This is a genomic window from Peribacillus sp. P4_C12 (assembly GCF_056402095.1).
Genome location: NZ_JBFUIB010001098.1, coordinates 1 through 685 on the forward strand (window position 1 = coordinate 1; position 685 = coordinate 685).

3 protein-coding genes are annotated in these 685 nt (G+C 37.1%); all 3 read right to left on the reverse strand.

Going from position 1 to position 685, the window contains the following annotated elements; translation table 11 throughout:
* A partial coding sequence (locus AC1DUW_RS31540) for a small, acid-soluble spore protein, alpha/beta type (RefSeq protein WP_477644542.1) occupies positions 1-188 on the reverse strand: 188 nt, incomplete at its 3' end.
* A 171-nt stretch (positions 189-359) separates the two neighbouring features.
* The gene (locus AC1DUW_RS31545; RefSeq protein WP_477644543.1) at positions 360-527 is read right to left on the reverse strand and encodes a hypothetical protein; all 168 of its coding nucleotides are present in this window, start codon (positions 525-527) and stop codon (positions 360-362) included.
* A 48-nt stretch (positions 528-575) separates the two neighbouring features.
* Positions 576-685, reverse strand: a 110-nt coding sequence (locus tag AC1DUW_RS31550; protein ID WP_477642355.1) for an IS3 family transposase, incomplete at its 5' end; no start/stop codon positions are given.

Here is a 685-nt window from a genome sequence, read left to right on the forward strand (position 1 = left end):
CCTAATTGTTGTTCAGCCATTTGCACTAAACGTTTTGTAATTTCTCCACCAACAGATCCGTTTGCACGAGATGTTGTATCAGCGCCAAGTGTAACACCGAATTCACTAGCGATTTCGTATTTCATTTGTTCTAGAGCTTGCTCTGCACCGTTAACTACTAATTGATTACTGTTGTTATTTCTAGCCATGTTGTCAGCTCCTATGAATGTAATGTGTTGCTATTCATAGGTTTTGATATTGTTAAGAGTTATATACATAGAAAATTAAATTAAATTAAGGAAGTGATTATAATTAAAAAACTCACCTGTATCTCTAGAAGGGAAGAGCTGAAAACATTTACTTAAAGACAGCTCCGATCTTCAGCTAATGCACGTTCGACCTGTTTTCATTAAGGCTGCATATAAAATAGTGGCATTTTCACGTTCTAGTAAACCGATACTGCCAATTACACTAGAGAGAGAAATTCGGACATCTCCAGCTCTTTCAATTAATGGTCGTATTCGCCCCGTGATATGTTGCGTTACCATTGGGGGTGGAGTGACCCCTGTCAAATAGACAGAAATAAAAAAGACCAATTAAGCAGCCTGAGTTCTATATTGATATGGACTCAGGTTGTTTAATTTTTTCTGGAAGCGATGATGGTTATAGAATCGAATATACATACTTACAGCACCTCTAACCTCTT